General features: G+C 62.1%; 10 protein-coding genes. 7 read left to right on the forward strand and 3 right to left on the reverse strand.

All coding sequences use genetic code 11. From position 1 onward, the window contains the following. Positions 1-135 precede the first annotated feature (135 nt). Together ACK59H_RS10480 and ACK59H_RS10485 are read right to left on the reverse strand one after the other, a co-directional pair. The gene (locus ACK59H_RS10480) at positions 136-4,818 is read right to left on the reverse strand and encodes a hypothetical protein (RefSeq protein ID WP_409264435.1); all 4,683 of its coding nucleotides are present in this window, start codon (positions 4,816-4,818) and stop codon (positions 136-138) included. 137 nt (positions 4,819-4,955) lie between these two features. Further along, positions 4,956-6,902: a BCCT family transporter gene (locus ACK59H_RS10485; RefSeq protein ID WP_371326796.1), complete on the reverse strand. Its 1,947-nt coding sequence runs from the start codon at positions 6,900-6,902 to the stop codon at positions 4,956-4,958. A 535-nt stretch (positions 6,903-7,437) separates the two neighbouring features. On the opposite strand from ACK59H_RS10485, the gene betI reads away from it, so the two are divergent. From betI to trxC, 7 genes are all read left to right on the forward strand, one after another. After that, the gene (gene betI, locus ACK59H_RS10490; protein WP_060480469.1) at positions 7,438-8,094 is read left to right on the forward strand and encodes a transcriptional regulator BetI; all 657 of its coding nucleotides are present in this window, start codon (positions 7,438-7,440) and stop codon (positions 8,092-8,094) included. Positions 8,095-8,131: 37 nt separating this feature from the next. Continuing rightward, positions 8,132-9,604: a betaine-aldehyde dehydrogenase gene (gene betB / locus ACK59H_RS10495; RefSeq protein ID WP_060480468.1), complete on the forward strand. Its 1,473-nt coding sequence runs from the start codon at positions 8,132-8,134 to the stop codon at positions 9,602-9,604. Positions 9,605-9,680: 76 nt separating this feature from the next. Next, entirely contained in the window at positions 9,681-11,378 is a 1,698-nt protein-coding gene (gene betA / locus ACK59H_RS10500; protein ID WP_060480467.1) for a choline dehydrogenase, read from the forward strand. A 245-nt stretch (positions 11,379-11,623) separates the two neighbouring features. Further along, positions 11,624-13,366, forward strand: a complete 1,743-nt coding sequence (locus tag ACK59H_RS10505; protein ID WP_261744312.1) for a potassium/proton antiporter — start codon at positions 11,624-11,626, stop codon at positions 13,364-13,366. 35 nt (positions 13,367-13,401) lie between these two features. Next, positions 13,402-16,710: a mechanosensitive channel MscK gene (mscK, locus tag ACK59H_RS10510; protein ID WP_060480555.1), complete on the forward strand. Its 3,309-nt coding sequence runs from the start codon at positions 13,402-13,404 to the stop codon at positions 16,708-16,710. Positions 16,711-16,755: 45 nt separating this feature from the next. Continuing rightward, on the forward strand, positions 16,756-18,216 hold the full coding sequence (gene selO, locus ACK59H_RS10515; RefSeq protein ID WP_060480554.1) for a protein adenylyltransferase SelO: 1,461 nt from the start codon (positions 16,756-16,758) through the stop codon (positions 18,214-18,216). 16 nt (positions 18,217-18,232) lie between these two features. After that, on the forward strand, positions 18,233-18,667 hold the full coding sequence (gene trxC / locus ACK59H_RS10520; protein ID WP_060480553.1) for a thioredoxin TrxC: 435 nt from the start codon (positions 18,233-18,235) through the stop codon (positions 18,665-18,667). A 273-nt stretch (positions 18,668-18,940) separates the two neighbouring features. Here the strand turns inward: trxC and ACK59H_RS10525 are convergent, their stop codons facing one another. Further along, positions 18,941-19,714 (reverse strand): ParA family protein, encoded by a 774-nt coding sequence (locus ACK59H_RS10525; RefSeq protein ID WP_060480552.1) that lies wholly within the window; start codon positions 19,712-19,714, stop codon positions 18,941-18,943. Between the last annotated feature and the right edge of the window lie 96 nt (positions 19,715-19,810).

Here is a 19,810-nt window from a genome sequence, read left to right on the forward strand (position 1 = left end):
TCTCCAGGTTGAGAATAGCCTGGAACCCTATAGAGCCAGCCTGACCGGCCAGGCCTAAATATTGCTCGCAACGACTGACCGCTGAGGGCGATCAGGCCCGCTCGTCAGAACCGGGCCTGCACCTTCGGTCAACTATCAGTTCAACGCAATGATGCCCTGCACATCGGCCTGCTCTAGCCGCCCACGATGTACGCGCTGGCCGCTCACAGACTCGAATTGCCGCCCCATCTGGCGCTGGCTCCAACGCTTGAGATGGGCGTAAGTGAAGTCGGCCAGGTTCGCGGTTTGCGACGGCAAATGGAAGTGCGCAGCCCACAGCGGTCGCCCTTTACTGGCGCCTGGGGCGTTCAGGCGCATGATCTTGAACTCGTCGAACGGGCTGGTATTGGCAGAAACCTCGCGGCGCACGTACTCAACCTTGATCAAGCGCTGCTCGTGCAGGAAGCGCAAGGCTTTGGCGGTGGGGTACGGGGTTTTGCTGAACAGCGTGGTCAACTGTTCGACCCGGTAGGCGCGCAGCGCAATCAGCGCTTGGCTCAGCGGTGCTGTCGCCGCGCTTTGCGCACCCAGCTCGGCGAAGCTTGCCAAGGCAGTTTCCAGCATATTCACCTGGTCACTGAGCAGGCGATCGAGCAACCCGCCACTGACATCTTCCAGTACATAAGCCTGGGCGGCGACGAGCACCTCCTGGTGGTCCAGCAGCAACGCCTTGACCTGGGCGTCGACATCCACTGCTGGGCCTGGCTGCGCCCGAGCAGGAGCTGGCTTGGCAACACGCTCGACCCAGGCATCCCCCTGGCGCTCGAACACCTGCAGGATTTTATCGCTGATCGACTGACGCACCTGCAGGACGACTTGCCCTTGATCCTCGACCTGCGTGGCAATCAGCAACTGGCCATCGCGGTTGCGAATCACCTGCTGCGGCTGCTGGGTGACAGGGTACGGCACCCGCCCTGAAGCGGTCGGCTTGCCGTCCTGCTCAGCCATGGCATCGACCAAACGGCGCCCGGCGTCTTCCTTGAGCAGGATCATCTGCGCCCGGTAGCGCCGCAACATCACCGGGTCCAGCAATACACCGGCCTGGGGTTCGATGTGCAGGGTGTGCACGATTGCGGCGGTGTATTCATCCCAGGCCTCCTGCAAAATGCTGATCCGATCCGAGGCCGACAGGTTGGCCATCAGTGAGTCGCCGTGTGCCGACGACGCGCGGTTCAGAGCCGGGTTCATCAACCCATTCTGGAACCGCAGCAGGCGCCGGGGCATGGCTTTGGACTCCAGGCGCAAAGCGGCCTCGGCAAGGTTCAACGCGTGCTGGAAACGCAAGTCGATGGTGGTGAAGCGCCGGCTTTTGATCAACTGCGCCACGCTGCGCGGAGTGGTCGAGACGCTGATGTCCAAGGTGTCCGGCGCATCGCGCAACAGCACGTCGAGCTCGCCGTGAAGGGCCAGTATCCGTTCATTGAGTTCGATGTGGGGAATGAGTTCTGCGCGGAACTGCTGGTATTGCTCGGCCATTTCATGCAGGTATTTGCCACTGAACTGCCGACGTCTCTGGCTGATATAGCTGTAGTCGGCCAGCAGGTACAGTTCGCCGAGGGCGAAGTCAGCGTTGCGAATCGTCGACTGCAGCAGCAGCTTGAGCTGACGCTCCAGTACATCGCCCATTTCATGGGGGCGATAACGGCCATACTTGGGTTCGAGCATCACCTTCAACTGGGCGATTTGCTTGCGGTCCAGGGCGATGACCGCTTCCAGCGTAGCCACGACTTCGTGGCGTTTTGCCTTCACTTGCGCATCCAGTTCGCTCAGGCGTGCCTGGTAGCGGCTTATCAGGTGGTCGGAGGCGGCACGATCGAAACCGCCCTCCCCTGCGGCCTCAGCGTCCTGGCGCCGCGTTTGCTCCGTGGCTTCAAGCGCAGCCAACTGCGCCCGCTTGCGTTGTAGCGCCTGCACCTCGTCAAGAGCCGTTTGAAACAGGTTGGCAGCCTGGTTGGACTCATGGCTTAACCGATTGACCTGTGCGAGCATCCTGCTGAACTGCGTCTGCAGTGACGCCTTGGGCATGCCGCCGCGCAAGCGTAGGCGGGTATCGACCCGCCATGCGCCGCCTTGATAGAGAAGGTACGGGCCATGTCCACCGGCTGGATCAACCACGCGGATACCGTCGCGCGTAGCAGTCACGGGAAATACCTCACCAAGCATCGAGATGTAGTCTTGGCCTGCGACCTGATAAATACCCGTTGCCTGCGGTTGCTCCCCGTCCAGTGCGATTTTGGCGCGCATGGCCATCAGGGCCTGGCGCCGCTGGGTTGGCAAATCGTTGAAACCCTGGTTGCCACGCCAACTGAAATCTATCTGCGCCGTGCCCTCCAGCGGCGGCACCGGCCATGGCAGCGGCCCAGGGGTCGTCACCTTGCCTTGGCTAGGCACAACGTAGAAGCCCTGGTAGCGGCCATCCTGGGCTGGCAACTGTGTGAATGCCGCTGCTTTTGGTAGCGGCTGGGGGTCGCTCGCTGCGGCGCTGGGCAGATGGGCATGCAGCAGGGTCATGCCAGCAGTGATGATCAGGTCGACGGTTGCCGCCTGACGAGCGAAATCGTCGCCTTGGGTCAATGCCTCCAGCTCTGCGTCCAACGCGCTGAGGCTCTGTACTAGCCAAGACACCGAGGCCACAGGGCCGCGCAGCGCCAGGCTGACCACATCGAACAATAGCCAGGCGCCGCGGCTAAGCAGCGCCCACCGGCTTTCGGCGGTGGACGTGCTTTGCAAATCGGCCAATGCAATACGCAACTCCTGGTTGGCGGCATACAGTTTTTCATCCACACCCGTGGCCCACAGCAACGTTGCCAGTTGGGCAGGCGCGGGTTTTTCCGGCAGGTTGTAGGGGTCGATGCCGATGCTGCTGATGTGCGGCTCACCGATGCCGCCGTGGTCATAAATTGGGCGCGCCGCCGGATCCATCCACGCCACCATGCTCTGCTGCAGCTCGGGCGAAGCGCGGATCGCCACCAGCATGGCATCCAGGCTGGGGTACTCGAGCAGCGTATCCTTGGCATAGAGCGGGCGGTACAACAACACCCGCGAGGGCTGCGCGCAAATCAGCACGTACATCCCTTGAACACCATCAGATTGGCTAGCCTCGGGACGGCGCTTGAAAGCCAGGGGCATCAGCACGCTGCTGGGTGACGGCTGGCCCTGGCGGCCATGGCAAAAGTCGACCACACCCTGCAGACCGAACTCCGTGACCTTGCCATCGAGCTTGGCAGCAAGGGCACTGAACAGCAGGCCCTGGCGCCACTCGCGGGCGAAGTAGTGGGTGCGCTGCGGCCGGCTGGCCAGGTCGCCCAGGGCAGTTGCCACGTAGTGTGGGTACTGGCCACCGATGTCGACCCGCTGAACCAGGCCCTTGAGGTAATCCACGCTCAGCCAAGGCATGATCAACTGCCCGGTACGGTGCCGGATGCCGGTGATCACCGCCGTACTCAGGGAGCTCAGATTACCGATGGCGAATGCCGTGAGGGTCACCTCCCCCCTGTGGACCAGCGGTTCGCCGCCACCTGCCCCGCTTGCAGCGCCTCCCGCAATGCCCTGGGCCGAGGCAAGCGAAAGCAGCAGGTCGTCGGGAAAGTAGTTCGCCTCCACCGGGTAGTCGGCCAGCAACTGCTCACGCAAACGCTCACGTGCAAAGGTGTGTAGATCCTGCACGCCATCGAGCGCCGAGCCCCCCTCTGACTGCGCCTGTGCCAGCGCCATGCCCAGCAGCGCCTGCTGAGCCGCGAAACTGTCGCTGGCCGAAGCGCCGAGCAAGCCCAAAGGCAGCTTGGCCTGCAGGCCATCGTCGTCGAAATAACCGGCAACCAGCCACTGCGCAGGGTCGCTCAATTGTGCGAACAGAACCTGCATCTGCGCCACATCAAGGCCATGCAGGCGTAATTGCGTGATCTGCTCGCACATCAGGGTCAACAGCAGCGCCGTGAGCTGGGCGAATACATTGCCCTCCAGGCCATGACGGTCCCAACTCAGGCCCTCGAAACCATAGTCCAGCGCCAAGGTGTCGCGTAAGGCCAGACCGAAGGCATCCAGCGATGCGAAGGCCGTGACCTGGCTCGACGGCCTGTACCACAGCACTACCTGTTCCTCATCCCAGTCACCGACCAGCAGCAAACCCGGTTGCACCAGCGACACCGCCTGCTCATCCCACATCAGGTTGGCCTGCACCGCAAACACTGCCGGCTGCCCGATACCACCTTCGATCAGCGCGCGCACACACGCCTGCGCTTTGGTATCGAGCCCTTGGCGGGGAAGGTTGCTGAGCAGCGCCATCTTCAGCAGCCATTGCAACCACTTGTCGCGGTTATTACTGGCGTTGCCCTGGCCCTGCCAGTAAGCAACCTGGGCATGGCAGAAGTGTTCGGGCAAATCCACCAGCAGTTGGTTGAAGGCATCGGTCACGCCGCTCAGGCGGCGGGTATCGAACTCGCTATCGGCACCGGCGAAGCGGTGGGTCGCGGCCAGCGCAAGGTTATGGTGACGCCCGTCGAGCGCCTCCAGGTTCATCGGCTGGTCCGCCACCATCGCCTGGAGCACCCGATCGACCAAAGGCTCAGTGGTGTAGTGCCGGGTGCCCAGCACAGGGCTGTCGAGCATCAGTGGCTCGGCATCGGTCAGTGCTGGAGTGACGTAAGCCAGCCAAGGCAGCTTTTCGAGCAACAGGTTCAGCACCTGGGTACTGACCACCTGGCGCAGGGTCGGCCTGCCGACGAACTGCCGGGCCACAGCGTCTTTGAAATCGAACAGCGTTGTCGAAGGTGTAGTCATGGTGAGCGCTTCTTGGTGGGTGGGCCGCCACCATGCCGTCACGCCCAAGCCCGCTTGGCTGTACATATTGCGACTGCGCACAAACGAAAAGGGCCTGATGCTTTCGCACCAGGCCCCTGCTCGCTGCGGCTCAGCGATCAGCTATAGACACGCCCCAACAACTGGCGGTGGCTTTCGAACTGATCGAGCACGTCACGCACGATCTGCTCCGGCGCAAAGCCCATCAGGTCATACTCCTGGCTGCCATCGTGCAGGTACACCTCGGCCCGGTAGAAGCGCTGACGCACCTGGGGCTCGCCCTCCACCGGTGCCTCGCTTGGCGCCGCCAGGTAGCCATCGAGGCTCACTTCGTAAACGAACGGGTTGCCCTCCTCCATCATCACCCGCAGGCCCATCATGCTGCGCGACTGGCCAACACGGGTTTCCACTTCAAAACCCAGGGTCTGCAACTGAACGGCGGCTTCTTTGAGCGCCGGGCTGACCTGTTTGTCCATGAACCGCTGCACCACGGCCTGGGTCGGCTGCAGGTCGAGCTGGGTCAGCCGCTCACTGAAGCCGCGGCGGCCACGGGCAGCCAGCTCGGCGCGTTCGCCTTCGACGGCAACGTCGTGCTTCATGGCTTTGTACAGGCCGAACATGAACAGCACCAACACCACCGAGAACGGCAGCCCTGCCAGTACCACCATGGTCTGCATGGCTTCGAAGTTACCGGCGAACAGCAGGCCGATGGTGACCAGGGTAATGACCACCGACCAGAACACCACCATCCAATGTGGGGCATCTTCGTCGACCTTGCCGCCTTTGCACGACAGGTTGGCCATCATCACCGCACCGGAGTCGGCGGGGGTGAGGAACAGCACAAAGCCCACGAACACTGCCACACCGATGACGATCTTGGCTGCCGGGAAGTACTCCAACAGCTGGTAGATCGACATCGAAGGCTGCTCCAGCGCCGTCTTGCCGAGCTCGACAGCGCCGTGGTTGATCACCAGGTCCAAAGCGGTATTGCCGAAGATCGACAGCCAGGCCAAGGTGAAGCCCAGTGGGATCAGCAGCACCCCGCTGACCAGCTGGCGCACGGTGCGGCCCTTGGAGATACGGGCGATGAACATGCCGACGAATGGACCCCAGGAGATCCACCAGGCCCAGTAGAACACCGTCCACAGGCCCAACCAGCGCTCGGACTGGCCGTTCTCGCCTTCATACACGTACAGGTCGAAGGTCTTGAGCACGATGCCATTGAGGTAGTCCCCGACGTTCTGCACGAAACCGTTGAACAGATGCAGGGTGTTGCCGGCCAGCAGTACGAAGATCAACAGGCCGCTGAACAGCAGGATATTCAGGTTGGACAGGCGGCGGATGCCGTTTTCCACGCCGGACACTGCGGCCACGGTTGCCACGCCAGCCATCACCAGGATCACCACCAACAGGTTGGTTTTGCTGTGGTCCATGCCAAACAGGTATTCAAGCCCAGAGGCCACCTGCATTGCACCGATCCCCAGGTTGGTGACCAGGCCCAGCAAGGTGACGAACATACCGAAGATGTCCACGGCATTGCCCGCAGCGCCTTTGACCCAACGCTCACCGACCAGCGGGTACAGGGCCGAACGCAGCGCCAGCGGCTGGTTATGGCGGTAGGCGAAGTAACCCACGGCCAGGCCCACCAGCGCATAGATTGCCCAGCCATGCAGCCCCCAGTGCAGGAAGGTCAGTTGCAGGCCCTGGCGTGCGGCCTCAAGGGTGGCAGGGGTGCCTTGCGGTGGGTTGAAGTAGTGGTCCAGTGGCTCGGAAGCACCGAAGTACAACAGCGAGATACCGATGCCGGAAGAAAACAACATGCCGGCCCAGGCACCGTAGCTGAAATCGGGCTGGTCATCCTTGCCGCCCAGCTTGAGCTTGCCGTAATCGGAGAAGGCCAGGTAAACCACGAACAGCAGGTAACCGCAGATCACCAGCATGTAGTACCAGCCGAAGGTGCGCGTAAGCCATGTCTGGGCGACGCCCAGCACACGGCCAGCGGTTTCGGGTACAGCGATCAGCAAGGCAGTCAAAACGAGAATCATCAGCGCGGAGGTGAAGAACACCACGCGGTTGACCCGTACCCTCTCGGCGGGGGGCTTGGTAAGGGAGGCAGAACTCATTGCACGAATGCTCCGGGCAGTGCGGCTGTGGAGGCTAATCAGTCTTTCCCGAGCAATTGGTGGAATATCCCCACTGCATCAGGTGTTATAAAAGCAACTTGGAAACCGCGATCCCGAGTCGATACGTTGCAAAAAACAGACAGGCGGCCTGTTGAAAACTGCTGCATCACCGCTTAGGTGCGCGCATTGGTCACAGACCACCCCGCCCGCTCCTAGGGCCTGTCGCAGGGCCAGTGACCGTACGGCAGAATCTGAATTTCGCATCGCCCATGCCCGTCAACGCCTTGTATTCCGGGGGTTTTCGCGATTTCCTGGGGTGTCAATTCGCGCCTCACCGATCGCTTTGAACAGTGTCAATGGCACAAATTGTCGCAGAGCTTATTCTTTATTGATTGAACGTTCAATCAAAACAAAATAGACTGGTCTTCGCCGAGTCAGCCGTCTGTCGTCTGCTGGCAGGACCTGAGGAGATAGCAAGATGCCCAAGGTCGGTATGCAACCCATCCGCCGTCAGCAGTTGATCGAAGCCACGTTGCAGGCGGTCGATCAGGTCGGACTGGGGGACGCCAGCATTGCGCTGATTGCCCGTTTGGCCGGCGTGTCGAACGGCATCATCAGTCACTACTTTCGGGACAAGAACGGCCTGATCGCAGCGACGATGGGTTACATCATGAACATGCTCAACGAAGGCGTAAGAGCACGTCGCCAGGCCCTGATCGACGACAGCCCGCGAGCCCACCTGAAGGTGATCATCGAGGGCAACTTCGATGCCAGCCAGGTGAACGGCCCGGCGATGAAAACCTGGTTGGCCTTCTGGGCTTCCAGCATGCACCAGCCCGATTTGCACAGGTTGCAGCGAATTAACGACCACCGTCTGTACTCCAACCTGTGTTGCCAGTTCCGCCGCGCCCTGCCGCTTTACCATGCGCGCAAGGCAGCCCGCGGCCTGGCGGCCTTGATCGATGGCTTGTGGCTGCGTGGCGCGCTGTCGGGTGATGCATTCGACACCGACCAGGCAATACGGATTGCCAACGAATACATGGATCTACAACTGGCTAAACAGCACACCCTGGGCACAACCGACCAGGTGGCTGACCAAGCACGCACGGCGCTTGCCACACCGGCAGGAGCGTGACGCGCAGCCAATCACACACTGCACTTGCGAGGACACTATGGCCCGTTTCGGAACGCAAAAACTCTACATTGATGGTGCTTACGTCGACGCTGGCAGCGATGCCACCTTCGAAGCCATCAACCCGGCCACCGGCGAAGTCCTCGCCCACGTGCAGCGCGCCACCGAGGCTGACGTCGAGAAGGCCGTGCAAAGCGCCGAGCGCGGCCAGAAGGTCTGGGCTGCGATGACCGCCATGCAGCGTTCGCGCATTCTGCGCCGTGCCGTCGACATCCTGCGCGAGCGCAATGACGAGCTGGCCATGCTGGAAACCCTGGACACCGGCAAGTCGTACTCCGAAACCCGCTACGTCGACATCGTCACCGGCGCCGATGTGCTGGAGTACTACGCAGGCCTGGTGCCGGCCATCGAGGGCGAGCAGATCCCGCTGCGCGAGTCGTCTTTCGTGTACACCCGTCGCGAGCCGCTGGGCGTGACCGCCGGTATCGGCGCGTGGAACTACCCGATCCAGATCGCGCTGTGGAAATCCGCACCCGCGCTGGCCGCCGGCAACGCAATGATCTTCAAGCCGTCGGAAGTCACCTCCCTGACCACGCTGAAACTGGCCGAAATCTACACCGAAGCCGGCCTGCCCAATGGCGTGTTCAACGTGCTGACCGGCAGCGGCCGCGAAGTGGGCACCTGGCTGACCGAGCACCCACGCATCGAGAAAATTTCCTTCACCGGCGGCACCACCACCGGTAAAAAGGTCATGGCCAGCGCCTCGAGCTCGTCGCTCAAGGAAGTCACCATGGAACTGGGCGGCAAGTCGCCGCTGATCATCTGCGCTGACGCCGACCTGGACAAGGCCGCCGACATCGCCATGATGGCCAACTTCTACAGCTCGGGGCAGGTCTGCACCAACGGCACCCGCGTGTTCGTCCCAGCCGAAATGAAAGCGGCCTTCGAAGCCAAGATCGTCGAGCGCGTTGCCCGCATTCGCGTTGGCAACCCGGAAGACGAAAACACCAACTTCGGCCCCCTGGTCAGCTTCCAGCACATGGAAAGCGTGCTGGGCTACATCGCCAAGGGCAAAGAAGAAGGTGCCCGCGTGCTGTGCGGTGGCGAGCGTCTGACTGAGGGTGAATTCGCCAAGGGCGCCTTCGTGGCCCCGACCGTGTTCACCGATTGCCGCGACGACATGACCATCGTCAAGGAAGAGATCTTTGGCCCGGTGATGAGCATCCTCACCTACGAAAGCGAAGAAGAAGTCATCCGCCGTGCCAACGACACCGACTTCGGCCTGGCCGCCGGTGTCTGCACCAACGATATCTCCCGCGCCCACCGCATCATCCACCAGCTCGAAGCCGGTATCTGCTGGATCAACGCGTGGGGTGAATCGCCAGCCGAGATGCCGGTTGGCGGCTACAAGCAGTCGGGCGTAGGCCGTGAGAACGGCGTCAGCTCGCTGGCTCAATACACTCGCATCAAGTCGGTGCAGGTCGAGCTGGGTGGCTACACCTCGGTTTTCTAAACCTGTCTAGCCACGCCCGTGCCTCTGGGCACGGGCGCTCCCGCTCCCCGATCACCGCCAACACGAGGGTACGTTCATGTCCCAAGAATTCGATTACATCATCGTCGGTGCAGGTTCGGCCGGTAACACCCTGGCTACCCGCCTGACCGAAGACGCCGGTGTCAGCGTATTGCTGCTGGAAGCCGGTGGCCCCGACTACCGCTTCGACTTCCGCACCCAGATGCCCGCTGCCTTGGCCTTCCCGCTGCAGGGCCGCCGCTATAACTGGGCCTACGAGACCGACCCAGAGCCGCACATGGATGGCCGCCGCATGGAATGTGGCCGCGGCAAGGGCCTGGGTGGTTCGTCGCTGATCAACGGCATGTGCTACATCCGCGGCAACGCCATGGACTTCGACGGCTGGGCAGAACTGCCAGGCCTTGAAGACTGGACCTACCTGGACTGCCTGCCGTATTTCCGCAAAGCCGAAACCCGTGACATCGGCCCGAACGACTACCACGGTGGCGACGGCCCGCTCAGCGTGGCTACGCCCAAGCCGGGCAACAACCCGCTGTTCAACGCCATGGTCGAAGCCGGCGTGCAGGCCGGCTACCCGCGTACCGAAGACCTCAACGGCTACCAGCAAGAGGGCTTCGGCCCGATGGACCGCTCGGTGACCAAGAACGGCCGCCGTTCCAGCACCGCTCGCGGCTACCTGGACCAGGCCAAAAAGCGCCCGAACCTGACCATCGTCACCCACGCCCTGAGCGACCGCGTACTGTTCGAAGGCAAGCGTGCCGTAGGCGTGAGCTACCTGGTCGGCGACAGCGAAGAACGCGTGGAGGCCCGCGCCCGCAAGGAAGTGATCGTCAGCTCCGGCGCGATTGCTTCGCCGCAATTGCTGCAGCGTTCCGGTGTTGGCCCACGCGCCCTGCTCGAAAGCCTCGACATTCCCGTGGTGCATGACCTGCCAGGGGTTGGCGAGAACCTGCAGGACCACCTTGAGCTGTACCTGCAGTACGCCTGCACCCAGCCGGTTTCGCTGTACCCATCGCTGCTGTGGTGGAACCAGCCGGCGATCGGTGCCGAGTGGCTGTTCAACGGGACTGGCATCGGCGCCAGCAACCAGTTCGAGGCCGGCGGTTTCATCCGCAGCCGTCCTGAGTTCAAGTGGCCGAACATCCAGTACCACTTCCTGCCGGTGGCCATCAATTACAACGGTTCCAACGGTGTGAAGGAACACGGCTTCCAGGCCCACATGGGTTCGATGCGCTCGCCCGCCCGCGGTCGCGTTCAGGCCAAGTCCAAAGACCCGCGCCAGCACCCAAGCATCCTGTTCAACTACATGTCCACCGAGCAGGACTGGCAGGAGTTCCGCGACGGCATCCGCCTGACCCGCGAAATCATGGCCCAGCCAGCGCTGGACCCGTACCGTGGCCGCGAAATCAGCCCGGGCGCGCACGTGCAGACCGATGAAGAGCTGGACAAATTCATCCGCGAGCACGCCGAAACCGCCTTCCACCCATCCTGCTCGTGCAAGATGGGCACCGACGACATGGCGGTAGTTGACGGTGAAGGCCGAGTGCACGGTATGCAGGGCCTGCGCGTGGTCGATGCCTCGATCATGCCGCTGATCATCACCGGTAACCTCAACGCGACCACGATCATGATCGCCGAGAAAATCTCCGACAAGATCCGTGGCCGCAAGCCGCTGCCGCGCAGCACTGCCAAGTACTATGTGGCAGGCGATGCACCGGTCAAGGGCAAACCAATGCGTGAAGTGAAGCAGGCTTGACCCTGACGCCAGTCAGCCAGGCCAATTGAGGCTGCTGCGGGTGAGTCCGCTCCCACACCGTATCTGTAGGAGCGGCTTTAACCGCGAAAGCGCTCATTAGGCAACTCAAATAGAAGGCACCCTCGCGGTGCCTTTTTTTCATCTGCAGAAACGCTTTACAGGCTGCCAATTCATCAGGTTAGAATCGATTGGCACGCGACTTGCCAGTCAAGTCTTTCCCCGCACCGCCCCCCGGAGTACTGCCTTTGGATGCCAGCACCATCAACAGCCTGTTTCTGATCGGCGCATTGCTGGTGGGTGCAAGTATCCTGGTCAGCTCGCTGTCGTCGCGACTGGGCATTCCGATTCTGGTCATCATCCTCGCTGTAGGCATGATCGCTGGCGTGGATGGTGGCGGCATCATCTTCAACAACTACCCAACCGCGTACCTGGTGGGCAACCTGGCACTGGCCGTGATTCTGCTCGACGGCGGCCTGCGCACACGGGTGGCGAGTTTTCGTGTAGCCCTGTGGCCAGCGCTGTCCCTGGCCACGGTCGGGGTGATGATCACCACGGCGCTGACCGGCATGGTCGCCGCCTGGCTGTTCGATCTGAGCCTGATCCAGGGCCTGCTGATCGGCGCCATCGTCGGCTCGACCGACGCCGCCGCGGTGTTTTCGCTACTGGGCGGCAAAGGCTTGAACGAACGGGTTACCGCCACTCTGGAAATCGAGTCGGGCAGCAACGACCCGATGGCGGTATTCCTCACTGTCACCCTGATCGACATGATCGCCAGCGGCCAGACCGGCCTGCACTGGAGCCTGCTGGGCCACTTGCTGCGCGAATTCGGCATCGGTGGCCTGATCGGCCTGGGTGGGGGCTGGCTGATGCTGCAATTGGTCAACCGCATCAACCTGGCCGGCGGCCTATACCCGATTCTGGTCATCGCTGGGGGGCTTGTGGTGTTCTCGCTGACCAATGCCCTGCACGGCAGCGGGTTCCTGGCCGTTTATCTGTGCGGCCTGGTGCTGGGCAACAGGCCTATCCGCAGCCGCCACGGTATCTTGCACATGCTTGACGGCATGGCCTGGCTGGCCCAGATCGGCATGTTCCTGGTGCTGGGGCTGCTGGTTACGCCCCACGACTTGCTGCCGATCGCTCTGCCGGCACTGGGCCTGGCGCTGTGGATGATCCTGGTGGCACGGCCGCTGTCGGTGGTCGCCGCCCTGTTGCCGTTCAAGGCCTTCCACGGCCGCGAAAAAGCCTTCATCTCCTGGGTCGGCCTGCGGGGTGCGGTGCCGATCATCCTGGCGGTATTCCCGCTGATGGCGGGCCTACCGGACGCACAGTTGTTCTTCAACCTGGCGTTCTTCATCGTGCTGGTATCACTGCTGGTGCAAGGCACAAGCCTGCCCTGGATGGCAAAGCTGCTGAAAGTCACCGTGCCGCCAGACCCTGCCCCGATCTCCCGCTCGGCCCTGGAGGTGCATGTCACCAGCGAGTGGGAGCTGTTCGTCTACCGTTTGGGCGCGGAGAAATGGTGCATCGGCGCCGCCCTGCGCGAGCTGAAAATGCCCGAAGGCACGCGTATCGCTGCGCTGTTCCGTGGCGAGCAACTGCTGCACCCTTCCGGCAGTACCGTGTTGGAAGTCGGCGACATGCTTTGCGTGATCGGCCACGAGCACAATCTTCCGGCTTTGGGCAAACTGTTCAGCCAGGCACCCCAACGTGGTTTGGATCTGCGTTTCTTCGGCGACTTCGTGCTCGAAGGCGATGCCGAGTTGGGTGCGGTAGCCGCCCTGTACGGCCTGAAACTCGACGGTCTGGACGTGAAAATGCCGCTGGCGCAGTTCATCCGACAAAAGGTCGGGGGCGCTCCAGTAGTAGGCGACCAGGTGGAATGGCACGGCACGATCTGGACCGTGGCGACCATGGACGGGAACAAGATCCAGAAAGTCGGCGTCAGATTCCCCGAGGGAACGCGACCCGGACCAGGATTGTTCCTCTAAACTGCGTGTTAGCCTGATCCATAAGTAGTCTGCCTATGTCCTTGCGTGTGTACCTTCGCGCGGCCCTGCTTGGGTTGTGCCTTTCCCTTTCGTTCGCGGCCACCGCGGCAGAAGCCCCAACCACCGCCAGCATTCAGAACAGCCTCGACAAAATCGCCGAGCGCAAGCTGCCCGAAGCTGACCAGAAGGCTCTGCAGCAGGTGCTCGAGCAGACTTTGGCGCTGCTAAACAGTAAAGAAGACAGCGAGAGCAAGCTGGCCGCGCTCAAGCAGCAACTGGCCGGTGCCCCCAAGCAAACCAGCGATAGCCAGAAAGAGCTGGCAAGGCTCAAGGAAAGCAAACCCCAGCCGGTCACCCAGCGCTATGCCAACCTGAGCGTGCCGCAGCTCGAGCAAATGCTCAGCGAGCGCAATACCCTGCAAGGCGACTTGCAGAAGGCGCTGTCAGACGCCAATAGCCTGATCATCAACTCACAAACCCGCCCGGAGCGGGCCCAGGCCGAGATCAGCCAAAACCAGACCCGCACCCAGCAGATCAACAACATCCTCAAGAGTGGCAAAGACGGTGGCAAGCCGATCAACGCCGACCAGCGCAATCAGCTCAATGCCGAATTGGCCTCGCTCAATGCCCTTACCCAACTGCGGCGTCAGGAGCTGGCCGGCAATGGTTTGCTGCAAGACCTTGGCAATGCTCAGCATGACCTGCTGATCGAGCGTACCGCACGCCTGGAGCAGGAAATCCAGGACCTGCAGACGCTGATCAATGACAAGCGCTTGGCCCAGTCCCAACAAACCGTCACGCAACAGTCGATCGAGGCGCAAAAGGCTGGCGGCAGCAGCTTGCTCGCCACTGAGAGTGCGGCCAACCTCAAGCTTTCGGACTACCTGCTCAAAAGCACCGACCGCCTCAACGAGGTGACCCAGCAGAACCTGCGTACCAAGCAGCAGCTCGACAGCCTGACCCAGGCCGACCAGGCGCTGGACGAACAGATCAACGTTCTCAAGGGCAGCCTGCTGCTGTCGAAGATCCTCTACAAGCAGAAACAGGCGCTGCCACACCTGAAGCTCGACCGTGACCTGGCTGATCAGATTGCCGATATCCGCCTGTATCAATTCGAGATCAACCAGCAGCGCGAGCAAATGAGCAACCCGGTGGGCTACGTCGATAAGCTGCTGGCCAACCAGCCGCAGCAAGACGTTACACCTCAGCTACGCAAGGCGCTGCTCGAAGTGGCGATCACCCGCAGCGACCTGCTCGAGCGCCTGAACCGTGAACTGTCGGCGCTGCTCAACGAGTCGATCACGCTGCAGCTCAACCAGAAGCAGTTGCTGGGCACCGCCCAGGGGCTGCGCAACACACTCGATGAGCAGATGTTCTGGATCCCCAGCAACAAACCGCTGGATTGGGACTGGCTGAGCTTCGTGCCGACCCGCCTACCCGAACAGATCGCAAGCCTGCCCTGGGGTTCGGGTATCAAGGAACTGGCCGACGGCCTGAGCCAGCGCCCGCTACTGTTCCTGCCCCTGCTGCTGGTCATTGGGGCCCTCTTGTGGCGGCGCAAGTACCTGTATGAAAGGCTGAACAAGGTCCACCAGGATATCGGCCATTTCCGTCGCGACAGCCAATGGCACACGCCACAGGCCATCCTGATCAATGTACTGCTGGCGATGCCGGTGAGTCTGGGCCTGGCCCTGTGCAGCTATGCACTGCAGATCGACGCCCGCGGCCAGAACGCCAACCTGGGCGCCGCGCTGTGGCAACTGGCCCAAGCCTGGCTGGTGTTCTATACCGCCTACCGTATCCTCGCCCCGGGCGGGGTGGCCGAGATCCATTTCCGCTGGCACAAGCCGCAGGTCGAGTTTCTACGCGGCTGGGTACGCCGGCTGGGCATCGTGGTGCTGGCGCTGGTCGGGGTGGTTGCCGTTGCCGAGCACCAGCCTTCGGCGCTGGCCGACGACGTGCTGGGTATCGGCGTGGTGCTGACCTGCTATGCCCTAATGGCCTGGCTACTGAGCCGCCTGCTTTTGAGCAGCCCGGCGCACCGCAATACATCGCTGTTCCGCAAAGCAGTCGGGGTGGCCTTCACGGCGCTGCCGATCGCGTTGTTCGTGGCGGTGTGTTTCGGCTACTACTACACCGCGCTCAAACTTACCGACCGCCTGATCTATACCCTGTACCTGCTGCTGTTCTGGCTGGTGATCGAGGCGGCATTCGTGCGCGGCCTGTCGGTGGCGGCGCGGCGCCTGGCCTACCAGCGCGCCTTGAGCAAGCGCCAGGCAGCCAAGGAAGGGCTCGACGGTGAAGTCATCGTCGAGGAGCCGACCCTGGACATCGAACAGGTCAACCAGCAGTCGCTGCGCCTGATCCGCCTGGCACTGCTCGGCGGTTTCATTGCCGGCCTGTACTGGGTCTGGTCGGACCTGCTTTCGGTCTTCGCCTACCTCAACAACGTCACCCTGTACGAATACACCAGCGGGACCGGTACCTCGGCCAGCATGGTGCCGATCAGCCTCGGCGACCTGCTGGGCGCCCTGGTGATCGTCGGCATCACCTTCGCCCTGGCTGGCAACTTGCCTGGCCTGCTGGAAGTGCTGGTGCTTTCACGCTTGAACCTGGCCCAGGGCAGCGCCTACGCCACCACCACACTGCTTTCCTACACCATCGTCGGCATAGGTATCGTCAGCACCTTGTCTACCCTAGGGGTGAGCTGGGACAAGCTACAGTGGCTGGTGGCAGCGCTCTCGGTGGGCCTGGGCTTCGGCATGCAGGAGATCTTCGCCAACTTCATCTCCGGCATCATGATCCTGTTCGAGCGGCCGGTGCGCATCGGCGACACCATCACCATCGGCAACCTTTCAGGGACGGTCAGCAAGATTCGCATTCGGGCCACCACCATCACCGATTTCGACCGCAAGGACATCATCGTACCCAACAAGACCTTCATCACCGGCCAGCTGATCAACTGGTCGCTGACCGACACCGTCACTCGGGTGACGTTGAAGCTGGGCATCGACTACGGCTCGGACCTGGACTTGGTGCGCGATCTGCTGCTCAAGGGCGCCCACGAGAACCCGCGCGTGCTCAAGGACCCAGAGCCGCTGGTGTATTTCCTCAATTTCGGCGAAAGCTCCCTGGACCACGAACTGCGCATGCATGTCCGTGACCTGGGTGACCGCAACCCGACGCTGGACGAGATCAACCGCTACATCAACCGCGAGTTCAAGGCCCATGACATCAAGATCTCGGTACGTCAGGTCGAGGTGTTCCTGATGGACTCCAAGGGTGGCAAGCAACAGCTGATCCCGATGGAACAACCCAAACCCGATGGCACCCCATCGGCCTGAGCAGGCTCGAATGCTTTATTCTGTGCTGAACCCCAGGAGCAGCCCGTGAAAGCCCTCGACCAACTCACCTTCGACAACCGCTTCGCCCGTTTGGGCGATGCGTTCTCTACCCAGGTATTGCCCGAGCCGATCGCCGAGCCGCGCCTGGTGGTGGCGAGCACGTCCGCCATGGCCCTGCTCGACCTTGACCCGGCCCAGGCCGAACTGCCGTTGTTCGCCGAGCTGTTCAGCGGCCACAAGCTCTGGGAAGAGGCCGACCCACGAGCGATGGTGTACTCAGGGCACCAGTTCGGCGCCTACAACCCGCGCCTGGGTGATGGCCGTGGCCTGTTGCTGGCCGAGGTGCTGAACGACCAGGGCGAGCACTGGGACCTGCACCTCAAAGGAGCCGGCCAGACCCCGTACTCGCGCATGGGCGACGGCCGTGCGGTGCTGCGCTCATCGATTCGTGAATTCCTCGCCAGCGAAGCCCTGCACGCACTCGGCATCCCTACCAGCCGCGCGCTGTGCGTGGTTAGTTCAAGCACGCCGGTTTGGCGCGAGACCCGCGAAAGTGCCGCCATGCTCACCCGCCTTGCCCACAGCCATGTGCGCTTCGGGCATTTCGAATACTTCTACTACACCAAGCAGCCAGAGCAGCAGCGCCTGCTGATCGACCATGTGCTGCAGCAGCACTACCCCGAATGCCGCGATGCCGAGCAGCCCTACCTGGCGATGTTCCGCACCATCGTCGAGCGCAATGCCGAACTGATCGCCCGCTGGCAGGCTTATGGCTTCTGCCATGGGGTGATGAATACCGACAACATGTCGATTCTTGGCATCACCTTCGATTTCGGGCCTTACGCCTTCCTCGACGACTTCGACGCCAACTTCATCTGCAACCATTCCGACGACCGCGGCCGCTACAGCTACGCCAACCAGGTGCCCATCGCCCACTGGAACCTCAGCGCCTTGGCCCAGGCCCTGACCACGGTCATCGAAGTGGAACCGTTGAAGGAGGCGCTGGGCCTGTTCCTGCCGCTGTACCAGGCACACTACCTGGACCTGATGCGCAGGCGCCTGGGGCTGACCACAGGCGAAGATGACGACATGGCATTGATCGAGCGCCTGCTGCAGCGCATGCAGAGTGGTGGCGTGGACTACAACCTGTTCTTCCGCAAGCTGGGTGAACGGCCAGTCGCCGAGGCGCTGAAGCGGGTACGCGACGACTTCATCGACCTCGCCGGCTTCGATGCATGGGGTGCGGACTACCTGGCCCGGTGCGAGCGCGAAAGCGGCAACGCCCAAGGCCGTCGTGAGCGTATGCATGGCGTGAACCCGCTGTACGTGCTGCGCAACTATCTTGCGCAGCGGGCCATCGAAGCGGCCGAAGCGGGCGATTACAGTGAAGTACGCCGCCTGCACCAGGTACTGAGCACGCCGTTCGAGGAACAAGCCGGCATGCAGGCTTACGCCGAGCGCCCACCTGAGTGGGGCAAACACCTGGAAATCAGCTGTTCTTCTTAATGTTCAAGGAGCCTTGATGTCCGAGCCACTGATAATCCCCTGCCCCCACTGCAACGGCCTTAACCGTCTGCCGGCGCAGCGCCTGGGTGACACACCCAAATGCGGGCGCTGCAAACAGGCTGTGCTGTTGAGCCAGCCGTTCGAACTGAGCGAAGCGAACTATGGCAGCCAGATCAAAGGCGACGTGCCGCTGCTGATCGACGTCTGGGCTGACTGGTGCGGCCCGTGCAAATCGTTTGCCCCGACCTTCGAGCAGGCTGCCCGCCAGCTCAGCGGCCGCTGCCGCCTGGCCAAGCTGGACAGCGAAGCCAACCGTAACTTGGCGGGGCAACTGGGAATTCGCTCGATTCCCAGCCTGATCCTGTACAAGAACGGTCGTGAAATCAGCCGCCAGGCTGGGGCGTTTGCGCTCGGGCCGTTACTGGAGTGGTTGCGCGGTCAGGGGGTTTGAAGCGCCTGTCTTGAGCTGGTTGGTGCCTGTGAGATCGAGCGCCGCCCGCGCGGCGCATCGCGAGCTGCGCTCGCTCCTACGTTTGTTTCGGGCCAATGTTCCTGGGGGATTTGTGCGCGTACGCCTTGGCGCATGACGCGATATCGCGTCGTACCAACAAGGCGGTCGCGCGCGCCTGCCACAGGCGTTACTGGCCCGAAACGAACGTAGGAGCGAGCAAAGCTCGCGATGCGCCGCGCGGGCGGCGCTCGATCTCACAGGCGCTGAAGATCCTCAACCATTCTCCTCAAGCAAACCGTGCAGTTCAACAAACTGCTGGGTCAGCTTGTGCCGCGGTTCCAAGTGAATCAGCGGCAGGCTGGCATGGTGCGATTCGCGCATCTTCACCGAACTGCCCAGGTACACCGGTAACACCGGCAGCCCCTCGGCCAGCAGTTCGTCGAGCATCTGCTGGGGCAGGCTGGCGCGTGACTGGAACTGATTGACCACGATACCTTCGACCAGCAGGTCTTCGTTATGGTCGTCCTTGAGTTCTTCGATCTCAGACAGCAACCCGTACAGCGCCTGGCGCGAGAAGCTGTCGCAATCGAAGGGAATCAGCACGCGATCAGCGGCGATCAATGCAGAAACCGCATAGAAGTTGAGGGCCGGTGGCGTATCGATGTAGATCCGTTCGTAGTCCTCGTCCAGCTGATCGAGCAACTTACGCAACTTGTTGATCTTGTGCTTGGCCTCAAGCTTCGGCTGCAGGTCGGCCAGCTCTGCAGTGGCGGTGACCACGTGCAGATTGTCGAACGGTGTTTCGTAGATATCGACTTGGTTCTTCTTGCTGAACGGGCCACTGGAAAGGCTTTGCTTGAAGAAATCGGCAATGCCCATGGGGATATCGTCGCCGGTCAGCCCAGTGAGGTATTGGGTGGAGTTGGCCTGGGCATCCAGGTCGATCAGCAAGGTCCGGTAACCTTCGCTGGCACTCACGGCTGCCAGGTTGCAAGCGATGCTCGATTTGCCCACACCACCTTTCTGATTGAACACCACGCGCCGCATGATAGACCTCCGTGTATCAACGAATGCCCGAGTATGTGGTGGTGCAGCGGCAATGACCAGTGCCATTTGCCCCTTAGCCTGCCTGTATCCCCCCGA

Origin of the sequence: Pseudomonas sp. KCJK9000 (genome assembly GCF_046230725.1) — a bacterium.
Classification (GTDB): domain Bacteria; phylum Pseudomonadota; class Gammaproteobacteria; order Pseudomonadales; family Pseudomonadaceae; genus Aquipseudomonas; species Aquipseudomonas promysalinigenes.